Source organism: Agriterribacter sp. (assembly GCF_035445465.1).
In the GTDB taxonomy this organism is placed as follows: Bacteria; Bacteroidota; Bacteroidia; order Chitinophagales; family Chitinophagaceae; genus Agriterribacter.
In genome coordinates, this window is record NZ_DAOMQT010000077.1 from 1 (window position 1) to 14,230 (window position 14,230).

Consider the following 14,230-nt stretch of genomic DNA (forward strand, 5'->3'; position numbering starts at 1 on the left):
AAGTTCTTCGCACATATTACACCTCACTATGCTTTTCTACATAGCAGACACGAAGAAATTATGTAAGAAAAGCATAGCGGTCACAAAGGAAAATGCTTTGAGTCTTGGTGTCTTAGTGGCAAAAACACCAATTAACGAAATATAAAAGGCATACAACAGCATAGCCTTGCCGGTAGCCGTATCCCTATTTTATGTAATGCTAAAATCAGTTATAGAAAACTGCTCATTCATAGCGTAAATCTCATTTTCGGCCGCACACAGCGCTTCGTTAAAATTTTGTTTGCCCAAACCAATGGACTGTTGTAAGCCGCGGTAGTAAGCTATCCCATTTATAAGATTTTGACAGAAGCCACTGTAATATTTTTTCACTTTAGGGCTTTGAATAGTACCGGCATCTTCTTCCAAATGTTTTTTGAGATAACTGACGTATAGTAGCAGTTCCGCTATAAACATATGGGGGCGGTTAGTAACTGCTATAATATTTGCTCTTCCATAAATATGCTCCGTCATGGTTTGTAGCGATACAACGTCGGAAAAATAAGCGATATTAGGTCCGGGGCAAATGGTAACCGCCGTAAGCTGCTTAAGAAAAGGTGTTTTATACTGCAAAGGGGCCGCGTTGCTTAATCCTATGCACAGGCATTCTTTATCCAATACTTTTTTAATTTGCTCCTGGCGCTCCGGCTCCGGAAGTTGCAGCGACTGCAGCTGTGCGATCTTTAATTTCTGGTATTTGGCCGATGCGGTGCAAATAGGCTCTTTTGTAAATTCCGTATCCGATACCAGGTGTTTCTCCGTACAGGGACTTCCCGGAATTCCTTTTTCAATGCGTTCAAGCTTCTCCTGTGCGCCACTTGTTCCTTTAAGATAATGAAACGGCACACCCAAAGGAGAATGATTGCTCAGCGCTATATCTTCTTTTTTGGCCTTACGCAATAGCGCCAATGTGGCTTCATCTACCGTTGTGGCTTCCGGTACCAGCAAAAACGGTGTTCCCCATCCTGTGCTGGCAACGCCATAACAATCATGCAGCAAAGCGTCTTCTTCCGCTGTGCCTATTCCTCCCTGCACGCTTATGCTTATGGGATGAGGCTGGTTAAATCCGTTCCGGCCTTTTAGCTGAACAGCGGCATTATACAATCCGAACAGCGTTGCGGTAAGCTCTTCTTTTTTGGCTTTAAATTCTTCGAGGATGGGTCCGAGCAGGTAACCCTCGGTTGCAAAAGCATGACCCCCGCAATTTAAGCCCGATTCAATCCTGAACTCACTGACCCATATCCCTTTTTTGGCCAGGTATTTTCCCTGTATCAGCGCCGACCGGTAGTCGCTTACCTTGATAATGATTTTCTTATGGAAACAGCCGTTATCATCCGCATCAAACTGATCGCATTTTTCCAGGAAATTATACAACCGCGGATTCATCCCCGCAGAAAAAACAACAGAAGAGTTGGAGAGATCGCTATCTGCATAGCCCTTCAGCGCCGATACCGCGTCAGAGCCATCTTCTACTAATACACCTGCTTTATCAAAATTATTCTTATCTAATTTAGTCATGATGTTTACATCAATGCTGCCTGGTATGACCTGGCTGCGTAACCAGTTTTCCATACCTTCCTTTTCCGGCCCGCTTTCCGTATGCATCATCCGCCTGTACAATTGCTTCGCTTTATTATCATCAGGCAGCATTTCAAAATATTTCATGATCTCCGAGCCCGCTTCAAAAACTTCATTTTTGAGCTTCTGTATCTGCAGGTTAACGATATGATTAACCAGGTTCAGGTAATCCGTAATTCTTTTGGAGCGATAATCTTTTTCCTTAGTAGTAATTGGAACAAAAGGCAGGTTGGCAAAAGGATAATAATAACTCCGCATGGTTTCAATCAGCCGGTCTTCAATAATGGAAACAACCGATGCTATGCCAAAGCGGGCAACTTTAACCGGACTATCAATTGTAAAGGCCAGCCCCATTACAGGGATATGAAATTTGTGGTGTGGGTTTGGGTACATATAAAATTGTCTGTTTTCTTCTATAAATTGTCTGTCTTTGTTATTATAAACCGGGTCTTTCAAACACGCTCTCATTCCTGCACTTTACCCTGCCGCTGGCTTATACTTAGTATCAATAGTCCCGCAAACAGTAAAACCGCGGCTCCCAAAAGCATTTCGTTTGTATAAGGCACGCTGGTATAGCTGATGGCTCCGGTGCCCTGAATAAACAATACCAGCTCGTTAAAAAAAATACCCGCAATAAAAATAATAATGCCTGTTACAGCCGTTTTGTTAATCTGCATATACCGGTTAATAACAATATATCCCAGTATAAAAAGTGTAATTACACCCAGTAAAACCAAATGCAAATAACCGATAACAATAGAACGGAAACCGAAAGCCAGCTTACTGAGTGCAGGAATAGTGGAACCTGTTTGTAATAGAAGCTTGATCGTTAGTGCAACACCTGATAATCCGGTCAGCCATTTGGCTAATGGAGCAATAAGCGGCTTCAACTGCCTGAAGCGTTCCTTAACCGCCCTGCACAAGAGGGTAAACCCGGCAAGCTGGAAACAAACGGCAACAATAACCAGTATATACGCCCACAAAGGAATGGGAAGCCACAGCGCAGATAAAAAATAAGCCGGAATGCAGGAGAGGGTAAACAACCAGAATATCGTTTTATGATGGCTCAAACGCATGCCCCAGGCATGTATTTGATGAACCAGCAATCCCATGCAGGCAAAGAAAAACCATCCGTTGTACTGGAAATGCAAAAAGAAATAGGAAGCGGCAAGGTACTTATCAGGATGCGCCGTTTTGGTAGCCATCATTATAGCCAGGGCAAAGGCGCCTGCAGAGGAAATAACATTAAACAAAAGAGCGGCTTTAAACCAGGCATCGCCGGGAGTCTTTTGTTCTGACCGGTTGATATCTCGCCAATACATAACGGTGAACGCATAGGCAACAAAAATGGATAAAGTGGAAAAGCTGATAGAGTAAGTTCCGTATCCCTGGAAGGGAAAAGTAAACAACATACCATAGGCTGCAATAAGATTGGCATATAATACCGGAGCGTACTTTTTAAATGGATTTTGCTGCCCGGTATACAAGCGCGATACCAGCAGCGCCATTAATATCTGCGTTACCCAACCGGTAAATGCAAAATGCGAATGGGCGTGAAGCAAATGTTTCTGATGCACAACAGGAAGTGCATATGCAATTTTATACCTTAGCAAAACACCTATAAAAGCAACAAGCATCAAATTAAACACAGCTATCCTGAACCACCCGATTAAACTTTTATTCATACGCCGGGAATTTTTGCAAAAAAACGAACTAATCAGTCAACAGGATATGATTTAGGTCATATTCGAAATGTATACCTTGCCTTTGTTTATAGAAAGCAGCTCTTTTTGTTCCAGTTGCTTCATGGTGCGGATAACGGTTTCGATGCGCAAGCCTACCATGCCGGCGAGCTGTTTGCGGGTGAGCAAAAGCTTATTGCAGGTAAAGCAAACATTTTTTTTATGCTGTACAAGATAGCCCAGCAGCGTAGTGAGCCGGTATTCGGGGTTGCAGTTTGCCAGCATTTTCACCAATAGCAGCTTGAAATGAAGCTGGCGGGATAATAACCTGGTAAAAGCGAAATGAATGTCCGGATGATCATCGAGTAACTGCTGAAAAAGAGGCAGCTTCAGCCGTATAAGCGTTGAAGAGGCTTCTGCCACTGCTGTTGCATCATATAAATCGCCGTCAAATAAGGGCCCTTCTCCAAAAGGCTCACCCGCTTCAACAATATCGTGAATGAACTCCCTGCCTTCCTCATCAACGTGCATCCACTTTACACGACCTTTTACCAGTTGAAAATAAAACAAAGCCGCCTCCCCTTCCTGGTAAATGACCTCCCCTTTAGCCACTTCTTTAACAGAAGCGCCATACGACAGCAGCAAGTCGGTATTTACTATCATTATTAGTATAGCTTTAATGAGCAATCAATGTTCGCGCCTGGTATGCAACCTGACATGTATCATACCCCTTTTTGACAACCATCATTCAATTATTGCCTAAGTTACTCAACATTTGCAATATGATTTCACTCATATAATAATTAAAATATACTTGGTAATCTTGTGTTTATAAAAAGAATTGTATGAAAAAACTATTTGTTACCAGTGTTATCGCTTTTACCATTTACGCCTGTGGCAACCCGGGCGAAAGCAAAGATGCCAATACATCCGGCTCTACTACCGAATCAACTGAAAGCGGCAATCCCAGTTATGACCCAAAAAGAGGGGAGGGCAAGTTTGAAAACGTGGAGCTGCCCGCATCATTAGACCTGGCAATGGCTCAAAGCGGGAAGCAGATATATGAAGTAAAATGCGCCAGTTGTCATAAGCTCAGCGATGAAAGATTAGTAGGCCCGGGATGGAAAGGCGTAAGCAATAAGCACAGACCCGAGTGGCTGATGAACTTTATTACAAACCCCGATGCTATGATAGATCAGGATCCCGAACTGCAGGCTCAGTTGGAAATATGTTTGGTGCGCATGCCAAATCAGAGCCTGAGTGATGATGATGCAAGACATTTGCTGGAGTTTATGCGCGAGAATGACGGGGTAAAATAAAATGAAATGTTTTCATTTTTTATTTAAAATACACTTCAAATATGAAACTTGTACAAAGTGCATTAACAGCTCTTGCCCTAGCCACACTGCTTGGCGGCATGAATGCCTGTAAACCCAAAAGTGCCGGAACTGCCGTAAGCGGCAACGCTGCCGAAAAAGTATACGTACCGCCAGGAAAGTATGACGAGTTTTACAACTTTGTTTCAGGCGGATTCAGCGGACAATTGTCTGTGTACGGCATACCGTCGGGGCGTTTACTGAGAGTAATCCCTGTATTTTCTTTAGATCCCGAAAAGGGATGGGGCTTTAGCGAAGAAACCAAGCCCATGCTCAACACTTCTCATGGCTTTGTTCCCTGGGATGACCTGCACCACGTTAACATGTCGCAAACCGATGGTGAAATTGACGGGCGCTGGGTATTTGTAAATGGCAATAACACCCCGCGCATAGCACGGGTTGATCTTAAAACATTCCGTACAGCAGAAATACTGGAGCTGCCCAATAGCGGAGGCAATCACTCGTCTCCTTTTATTACCGAAAACACGGAGTATGTTGTTGCCGGTACCCGTTTTAGTGTTCCTGCCGATAACAGTAATGGTGATGTTCCTATTAATACCTATAAACAAAACTTTAAAGGGAACGTTACATTTGTAAGTGTAAATAAGGATAATGGCAATATGGAAATCGCTTTCCAGATTGAAACGCCCGGCGTAAACTTTGATCTGAGCCACGCCGGTAAAGGTCCTTCACACGGCTGGTTCTTCTTTTCGTGCTATAATACGGAAGGAGCTAATACCCTGCTGGAAGTAAACGCGTCGAAAAACGACAAAGACTTCATTATGGCGGTGAACTGGAAAAAAGCAGAAGAATACCTGAAAGCCGGGAAAGGCAAAAAAGTGCAGGTAAAATATGCCCACAATACCTTCAGTGAAGAAACCCATACTGCCACTTCCGAAATCAGGAGAGAAGTAACGGTGCTGGATTCCCGGGAACTGGAAGGGCTTTGCTACTTTATTCCATGTCCCAAATCGCCGCATGGCTGCGATGTAGACCCCACAGGAGAATACATAGTGGGCAGTGGTAAATTAGCCGCGCTGATACCGGTGTTTTCTTTCACCAAAATGATAAAAGCCATAGAAGACAAGGCTTTTGAAGGCAACTTCGGCAATATTCCTGTAATTAAATACGAAGCTGCCCTGTATGGTGAAGTACAAAAACCCGGCTTAGGCCCCTTACATACCGAGTTTGACGGAAAAGGAAATGCGATCACTTCCATGTTCGTATCTTCTGAGCTGGTAAAATGGAATATTAAAGACCTGAAAGTGCTTGACCGCGTACCTACCTACTATTCCGTAGGTCACCTGATGATACCCGGTGGCGACTCTAAAAAGCCTGATGCAAAATATGTTATTGCTTATAACAAGATCACTAAAGACAGGTACCTGCCTACCGGCCCCGAACTGTCGCAAAGCGCACAGCTATACGATATATCCGGCGATAAAATGCAACTGATCCTGGATTATCCTACTATTGGCGAGCCCCACTATGCACAGGCGGTAAGAGCGGAGAAAGTTAAAGACAATTCTCTTAAGATATTTAGGATTGAAGATAACAAGCATCCTTACGTAGCCAAAGGAGAAAAAGAAACCAAAGTAGTTCGGGAAGGCAATAAAGTGCATGTATACATGACGGCTATCCGTTCCCATCTTACACCCGATAACATAGAAGGTGTACGTATGGGCGATGAAGTGTACTTCCATGTTACCAACCTGGAACAGGATTGGGATGTGCCTCACGGTTTTGCCATAAAAGGCGCCGACAACGGCGAGCTGCTTGTTATGCCCGGAGAAACCACTACCCTTAAATGGGTGCCCGACCGTGTTGGGATATTCCCGATGTATTGTACCGACTTCTGCAGTGCCCTGCACCAGGAAATGTCGGGTTATGTAAGAGTATCCCCCGCGGGAAGCAAGGTGCCGCTCACTTTTAGCACAGGCACCAATTTGCCGGCAGAGGACGCTCAGGCTGGTCAATAAAAACTTTTTAACGGAATGCGGTTGCCTGCTGTACCCATACAGGAGCACCGCGTTCCGTTCTCTTTTAATGCTGCGCTATATAAAATCAAAAATGATAAAGAGGTAAATGCTATGCCGGTAAAAAAATAAAAGATATAAGGATGAAAAAGAACCAGATAAAAGGAAGCCTCCGGGTTATATTAGGTATTTGCGCCATTGCCTTATTTGCAGTAAACTACCTTCCTATATGGCAGATAGATTTAGATGCGCCGCAATACCCCGAAGGCTTACAGTTGTTCATTTATGCCAACAAGCTTGCCGGCAATGTAGATATCATCAATGGCTTGAACCACTATATTGGTATGAAAACCCTGCACACTGATGATTTTTTAGAGTTTAAGGTACTGCCTTACCTCATTGGGCTCTTTAGCCTCCTTATACTGTTAACCGCCATCACAGGCAAACGCGGCATGCTCTATACCGTTTTTATTCTTTTTGTATTATTCGGCATTGTAGCCATGATTGATTTCTGGAAATGGGAATACGATTACGGTCACAACCTCGATCCTAATGCCGCTATTAAAGTGCCCGGCATGTCTTACCAGCCTCCGCTTATCGGCTTCAAACAATTGCTCAATTTCGGCGCTTATTCCATACCGGCTATAGGAGGATGGATATTCATAGGAACCGGTGTTGTGCTGCTGGCTTGCAGCGGGCTTGAGTTTCGGAGGCAAAAGAAATTAAAAAGATTTTCCATGCCCGCTGTTGCATTAGCCTTATGCTCCGTTTTTGCATTCACTTCCTGCAACACCGGCCCCGAGCCCATTAAAGCCGGTATTGATCAATGTGCCTTTTGCAAAATGGGGATAAGCGATACCCGCTTTGCCTGCGAACTCATTACCCAAAAGGGGAAACTATATAAATTTGATGACTCCCATTGCATGCTTGCGTTTGTCGCTTCTCCTCAATGGGATAAAAGCACCGTTAAAAATTATTACCTTGCCAACTTCAGCCAGCCCGAACAGTGGCTCATGGCTGAAGATGCGCTGCTGTTAAAAAGCGACCAGCTAAAAAGCCCCATGGGCGGGAACATAGCTGCCTTTTCCAATGCAGCGGATCAAAAAGCTACTGCGGAACATTTTGCAGGCGCCCTGGTATCCTGGAAAGAAATAATGCCCTAAGGCATATTGATGATGCAGCCGGAAAGTGATAAGTGATATGAACAGATCTATTATACTCTATTTTGTACTTGCAACAATAGTCCCCGCACAAGCATTTGCCAGAACCATAAAAGTTGGTAAAGGGCACGCTGTTACCGGCATACAGCAGGGCATTGATATGGCTGCTGCTGGTGATACGGTGCTGGTAGGCGAAGGCATATACCGCCAGGGCAATATTGTGATCAACAAGCCTGTCGTACTCAAAGGCATTAATCACCCGGTATTAGACGGAGAAAAAAAGTATGAGCTCCTGTCTGTAAGATCACCAAACGTAACCGTTGACGGATTCCTTATCCGGAATTCAGGGCATTCTTCCATGGTTGATATTGCGGGCATTAAAATTTACAATACCCATCACGCTACGGTTATCAATAATATATTAGAAGATAATTTTTTTGGTATTTATGTGCAGCAGGGACGGCAGTGCACTATACAAAACAACAGCATAACAGCTTCCAGTGTAGAAACGCAATTATCGGGCAATGGTATCCATTGCTGGAAAAGCGATAGCATCTTCATTAGCCACAACAGCGTTACAGGGCACCGCGATGGCATTTACCTGGAGTTTGCCACCCATTCGCTGATTGAAGAGAACATGGTGCAGAAAAACCAGCGGTACGGACTGCATTTTATGTTTGCGCATAACAATACGTATACCGGAAATGTTTTCCGTAACAACGGCGCAGGCGTAGCCGTAATGTATACCCGGCATGTAACGATGAAGGATAACCGCTTTGAAGACAACTGGGGCGATGCGGCCTATGGCCTGCTGTTAAAAGAAATTTCGGACGGCATTATAGAAGGGAACCATTTTGAAGGAAACACCAGCGGTATCTTCATGGACGGATCAAGCCGCATTGAAATGGAGAAGAATATATTCAAAAACAATGGATGGGCCATTAAAATGCAGGCGAGCTGCATGGACATAAAGCTGGAAAAAAATAATTTCATTGGCAACACTTTTGATATCGGCACCAACGGTTCATTAGTACTGAATACTTTTAAAAATAATTACTGGGATAAATATGAAGGGTACGATCTGGATAAAGATAAGGTGGGCGATATCCCGTACAGGCCGGTAAGCATGTATTCGATGATCGTTGAAAAAAACCCGCCGGCAATGATGCTGTTCCGCAGCTTTATTACCACGCTGCTCGATAAAACGGAAAAAGTTTTGCCCAGTCTTACCCCCGAAAACCTGAAAGATGATCATCCCTTAATGAAACCTTTAGCGCTATGATTATTACAAGTAATGTATCGAAAAAATTTGGAAAGCTGAAAGCATTAGATGACGTTTCCGTTACCTGTAATAAAGGAGAATGCATTGCATTAATAGGCCCAAACGGAAGCGGGAAAACCACCCTGGCAAAAACCATTCTTGGTATGGTGGTTCCCGACAGCGGCTTCATTACCTTTAACGGAAAAAATATTTTACACGACTGGGAATACCGTAAGGATATAGGGTATATGCCTCAGATCGGACGATACCCCGAAAACATGACGATAGGACAGGTATTAGATATGATGCGGGATATCCGGCAAACTAAAAACACAAAAACAGATGAAGCGCTCATTGAAGCATTTGGATTAAACGCTTTAATGCAAAAGCGCATGAGCACCCTGTCGGGCGGCACCCGGCAGAAAGTAAGCGCTTCCCTCGCTTTTCTTTTCAATCCTTCCGTTTTAATATTAGATGAGCCTACCGCGGGACTTGACCCGGTAGCTTCGGGCATATTAAAGGAAAAGATCATTGCCGAAAAGGAAAAAGGCAAGCTCATCTTAATTACATCGCATGTTTTAAGTGAATTAGATGACCTGGTTACCCAGGTAATTTATATGCAGGAAGGCAGGTTAAGATTTCATAAAAGCATTGCAGCGCTGCATGCCGATACAGGCGAAACTCAGCTAACAAAAGCCATTGCCAGCATAATGACAAACTAAGCTATCATGAAAAAAATAATCAAATATGTAATAGCGGATATCCTGCGCAATAAAATCGTAATTGCGTATACCGCCTTCCTGCTGGTGATGTCGTTAAGCGTATTCAACCTTGAGGACAATGCATCAAAAGGCCTGCTGAGCCTGCTGAATGTTGTGCTGCTCATTGTTCCGCTGGTAAGCATGGTTTTTTCCACTATATATATGTATAACAGTTCAGAATTCATTGAATTGCTTGTAAGCCAGCCGCTTAAAAGAAGAACCATCTGGCTAAGCTTATTTTCAGGGTTGGCCGTATCGCTTTCCCTCTCCTTTTTTATAGGCGCCGGTATACCTATTCTCCTGTACCAGCCTACACCTACGGGAATAATGATGCTCATTACCGGGTTACTGCTTTCTGTGATCTTTGTTGCCATTGCCCTGCTTGCATCCGTTACTACCAGGGATAAAGCAAAAGGAATCGGCAAAGTAATTTTGCTCTGGCTGTATTTTGCTTTGCTTTTCGATGGCATCGTATTATTCCTGCTATTCCAGTTTGCCGATTACCCGCTTGAAAAAGCGATGGTAGGTGTAAGTGCTTTAAACCCTGTTGACCTGAGCCGCATTTTAATTTTACTGCAAATGGATGTTTCCGCCCTTATGGGATATACAGGCGCCATATTCAGAAATTTCTTTGGCACACAATTAGGAGTTATGCTCGCGTTCCTTGTTTTAGTAACCTGGTTTGTTGTGCCCCTGTGGCTATCACTGCGGAAATTTAATTCGAAAGACTTATAACGGTATTTAAGTCAGCCAAATTATGCCGGTATTGTTATCGTGAAAAGTGAGAGGATAGAGGTGAAGGGAAGCGCTGAAAGCCCGGTACATTTTCTAAAATGTTTATCCTTTATTATTGAATTATTTTCGCATGTAATATATCAAAATATTAATTAGCCTTATAATAAGGATATTATTTCGTATATTTGCAGTTGCTTAAAATGACAATGTATACCACATATCGCAGTTTTGCACTTACACGGGAGAGACATTTCCCTGTGCCGGATGCTGTGTATACGGATGTTATCCTCCCGTTTCGGAGCTTCCGCGAAAAGCAATACTATATTTCAAATTTCAAGGATTTCCACACGCTTACCCCGAACTTTATTTAAATAATACTGCAGTTCGGGGGCATATCCTTATTTATTCTTATTGTTTTATCTTAATTTATTTTTTATGGAACGAAATATGATAACCTTCCCGGTAAGGGTTATTTGCCTTTGTTGCATTTACGCTTTAAATATAGCTATTCTTATTACCGGCGTCATTACGGAGAAGTTGTGGTTATGGCTGATTGCATTTTTAATTTCTGCGGGACCAATCATATATTTCAGGGCCCGGCATAAAAAGGTTTTATCCGATTATTTTCACAGAAAAAAGCTGAGCAAAAGAAGTATAAAGCATTAAACCGGTAAAGCCGCATTTTACAATTCAAAAAACACTTTTAAATACTTTTCTGATATTTTTTAATACTTAAAAAACGATGTTATGAAAGCTGAAAAAACTCCTGTATTGCTGTGCGAAGAAGATTATCGCCTGCTGAAACAACTGGTAGGAATATCACTGGTGAACGATATGGAAGAAGAAATGACCCTGGCTTACGAGCTGAGCAGGGCTATTGTGGTAAAGGATAACGCTTTGCCGCTGCATACCATAAGGCTTAACTCAAAAGTACGGGTTGAGGATACTGCAACTAAAAAAGTAACCGATCTTACTATTGTGATGCCTCCCCATGCCGATATCAAGCACAAGAAAATTTCTATTCTTACCCCTATGGCCGCAGCCTTAATAGGATTTAAAAAAGGCGATGAGGTGGAATGGAAAATGCCTTCAGGACTAAAGAAATATAAAGTACTCGATGTAACCAATCCTGTGCGGGCTGAACAGGAAGCATAAAAACTATATTCTGCCCGAATCAAATCAGGCAGCGCGCTTGATTTCTTAGCCGCAGATACGCAGATTTAATCTGTGCATCTGCGGCATTTATCAACAAATAATTTAATCCCTTAATCTACTGTCTTTCCCAGAAGGCAGGAGGCGCTATATTGAGTGAGCGGAGATACACATAAGCCTGCCCGCGATGGTGGATCTCGTTATCAATAAAATAAAATATAAAGAAATAACCGGTGCCTTCCCATTGGCCAAACGCCGTATCGGTTTCCTGGAAACGATGCGGGGGTATCTGCGGCCAAAGCGCATTTAATGCTTCGGTTGCTTCATCCCAGCGTTCCAGCAATTCTTTTTTTGAAGCAGGGGTTGCTGCCGATGCCTCATCATAATTTTGCCATTTGCCCGTAATCAGTCCTTTTATTCCCGGCACCGCCATAGCAAGCATTTCCTTCACCAGTTCCGAAAAAGGGCGCATCCCGCCCACGGAATAAGTAAACAATTTGTCTTCGGGAAAGGCTTCTATCATTCTACGGGTGAGGTTCCGGTGTCCCTGCCAGTGTTCGAGCAGCGCTTCCGGGGTAATAACAATGGAAGGTTCGGTTACTATTGCCTGGTTACTGTTTGACATTGTTTTCGATTTTATGGTTTATTATTGATTTAACCATACAAAGAAAACAAGGCAGGGTGACAACCCTATGGCAGCCGGTTTTGTCGCAGAAAAATATTTATTTAAGGATAGAGTGAAGCGCCCTGTTTTACATTACACTCGTTACGATAACGGAATTTCGGATAGCATCTATTCCCTGTAATTTACCACCATATCATTTTTTTGCTTTTTCCCTTTTGTTGATCTCCCGTTTTCAATAATAGCCTGGGCGATAGCTGACAATTCCCTTACTACGGAAGGATGATCCGCGGCTACATTATTCGTTTCTCTGATATCCGTTTTTAAATTGTATAGCTGCAGGTTCGGCAATCCCTGTGCCTTTGCTTCTTTTTCGGCAGGTGCGCTCCACCCGCCGGAACCCCGTGCAAAAATCAGTTTCCAGTCATTTTTCCTGATGGAAAAATTTCCGTCAATGGAGTGATGAATAATGCTCGTTCTGGCATAGCTCTTTTTTTGCAACAACAAAGGCAACAGGCTGAAGCTGTCTTCGCCTTCATTATCTTTTAACGGCTGCTGAAACATATCTGCGAGCGTTGCCATGAAATCTGTAAGGCAAGTGGTTTGTGCAGTTTCAGTACCTGGCTTTACCATTCCGGGCCATTTTATTATAAAAGGAATACGGTGACCGCCTTCAAAAATATCGGCTTTTGCCCCGCGGTAAATATAACTGGAGCGATGGCCCGCAGCCGAAAGTTCAGCAAAGTTTGCGGAAGGAGAACAGCCGTTATCACTGGTAAAAATAATGATCGTATTTTGTTCAATGCCGGCAGCTTTCACTGCCTCCAGGATTTTGCCCACCATATCATCTGTCATCAGCACAAAATCTCCATAAGCATTCGTACCGGATTTTCCCTGGTAGGATCGGGCTGGCAGTATAGGTGTATGCGGGGATGTGAGCGCGAAATAAAGAAAAAACGGATTGCCTGATTTTGCTTCGCGGGAAATGTAAGCTACTGCTTTGTCTGTAATCCTGTCAAGCACCTCTTTGTGCCTGAAATCATTTCCTGCAGGCCCTGCTCTCCAGAACCCTTTGCCACTGTTTCCATCCATGCTGTCAACAGCAGTTGCAGTTACGCTATTATTTTCAATATAGAAATAAGGTTGCATATCTAATGAAGCAGGAATGCCGTAGAAATAATCAAACCCTGCCTGCAACGGTCCTGCTGCAAGTGGTTTAAAAAAATCAAATTCACCCAACTCATTTTTCTTCCAGTCAAGACCAAGATGCCATTTGCCGATACAGCCTGTGAAATAACCATTACTTTTTAATAAGGAAGCTACAGTAGTCCTGTTCTTTTTTATGAGCATGGTATCATATCCCCATAATACACCGTTCTGTAATCTTGTACGCCACGCATACCTGCCGGTGAGTATGCCATAACGGGTGGGAGTGCATACTGCGGAATTGCTGTGCGCGTCTGTAAACCTCATGCCTTCTGCCGCCATTTTATCAATGTTCACAGTACGAAGCTTTGAATCAGCATTCAGGCAACTCACATCCCCGTAACCGAGGTCATCAGCAAGAATATAAATGATATTGGGTTTTTGCTGGGCATGCGTCATTACTGCTGCCAGGCAACAAATAGCAAGTGTTGTAAGGCTGTTTATTGATTTCATTACAATTTTCTTTGCGTTTCACCTAAAGCTATGACATCCGCTGCTTCTACTAATTAGCGTGAATTTTGGATGTTCGGAAATGAAAATCAGTTTGTTATTGTTTCTGTTTCTGAATATTTATCACATGTACAGGTTCACATAGTTCTTTCTATTGTGTCTATCTGTTTAATGTGTTCTTTAACACATAGGATCATAGGTACATAGGTGCACATAGTTTTTCTTATTCTTTCTA

12 protein-coding genes are annotated in these 14,230 nt (G+C 43.2%); 7 read left to right on the plus strand and 5 right to left on the minus strand.

The genetic code is table 11. From position 1 onward, the window contains the following. Positions 1-189 precede the first annotated feature (189 nt). The 3 genes from PLE34_RS20305 to PLE34_RS20315 are packed head-to-tail and all read right to left on the minus strand — an operon-like array spanning position 190 to position 3,959. Positions 190-2,082 (minus strand): nitronate monooxygenase family protein, encoded by a 1,893-nt coding sequence (locus PLE34_RS20305; RefSeq protein ID WP_324560011.1) that lies wholly within the window; start codon positions 2,080-2,082, stop codon positions 190-192. After that, complete coding sequence (locus PLE34_RS20310; protein ID WP_324560013.1) at positions 2,079-3,299, minus strand: hypothetical protein; 1,221 nt, start codon at positions 3,297-3,299, stop codon at positions 2,079-2,081. The genes PLE34_RS20305 and PLE34_RS20310 overlap by 4 nt, the downstream gene beginning before the upstream one ends. A 51-nt stretch (positions 3,300-3,350) precedes the next feature. Beyond that, positions 3,351-3,959, minus strand: coding sequence for a Crp/Fnr family transcriptional regulator (locus tag PLE34_RS20315; RefSeq protein WP_324560015.1), 609 nt, complete (start codon positions 3,957-3,959; stop codon positions 3,351-3,353). Positions 3,960-4,141: 182 nt separating this feature from the next. Between PLE34_RS20315 and PLE34_RS20320 the strand changes: the two genes are divergently transcribed. From PLE34_RS20320 to PLE34_RS20350, 7 genes are all read left to right on the plus strand, one after another. Then, complete coding sequence (locus PLE34_RS20320) at positions 4,142-4,615, plus strand: c-type cytochrome (protein WP_324560017.1); 474 nt, start codon at positions 4,142-4,144, stop codon at positions 4,613-4,615. A 41-nt stretch (positions 4,616-4,656) separates the two neighbouring features. After that, positions 4,657-6,651, plus strand: a complete 1,995-nt coding sequence (gene nosZ, locus PLE34_RS20325) for a Sec-dependent nitrous-oxide reductase (RefSeq protein WP_324560019.1) — start codon at positions 4,657-4,659, stop codon at positions 6,649-6,651. A 140-nt stretch (positions 6,652-6,791) separates the two neighbouring features. Then, on the plus strand, positions 6,792-7,811 hold the full coding sequence (locus PLE34_RS20330) for a nitrous oxide reductase accessory protein NosL (protein WP_324560021.1): 1,020 nt from the start codon (positions 6,792-6,794) through the stop codon (positions 7,809-7,811). Between the two features lie 37 nt (positions 7,812-7,848). After that, positions 7,849-9,090, plus strand: coding sequence for a nitrous oxide reductase family maturation protein NosD (locus tag PLE34_RS20335; protein ID WP_324560023.1), 1,242 nt, complete (start codon positions 7,849-7,851; stop codon positions 9,088-9,090). Next, a complete protein-coding gene (locus PLE34_RS20340) occupies positions 9,087-9,791 on the plus strand; it encodes an ABC transporter ATP-binding protein (RefSeq protein WP_324560025.1) in 705 nt (234 codons plus the stop codon). Before PLE34_RS20335 ends, PLE34_RS20340 begins: the two co-directional genes overlap by 4 nt. A gap of 6 nt (positions 9,792-9,797) precedes the next feature. Continuing rightward, entirely contained in the window at positions 9,798-10,565 is a 768-nt protein-coding gene (locus tag PLE34_RS20345) for an ABC transporter permease subunit (protein WP_324560027.1), read from the plus strand. A 747-nt stretch (positions 10,566-11,312) separates the two neighbouring features. Then, positions 11,313-11,720, plus strand: coding sequence for a GreA/GreB family elongation factor (locus PLE34_RS20350; RefSeq protein ID WP_324560029.1), 408 nt, complete (start codon positions 11,313-11,315; stop codon positions 11,718-11,720). Between the two features lie 115 nt (positions 11,721-11,835). On the opposite strand, the gene PLE34_RS20355 is transcribed toward PLE34_RS20350, so the two are convergent. Continuing rightward, entirely contained in the window at positions 11,836-12,342 is a 507-nt protein-coding gene (locus PLE34_RS20355; protein WP_324560031.1) for a DinB family protein, read from the minus strand. 168 nt (positions 12,343-12,510) lie between these two features. Continuing rightward, positions 12,511-13,998: a sulfatase family protein gene (locus PLE34_RS20360; RefSeq protein WP_324560033.1), complete on the minus strand. Its 1,488-nt coding sequence runs from the start codon at positions 13,996-13,998 to the stop codon at positions 12,511-12,513. Between the last annotated feature and the right edge of the window lie 232 nt (positions 13,999-14,230).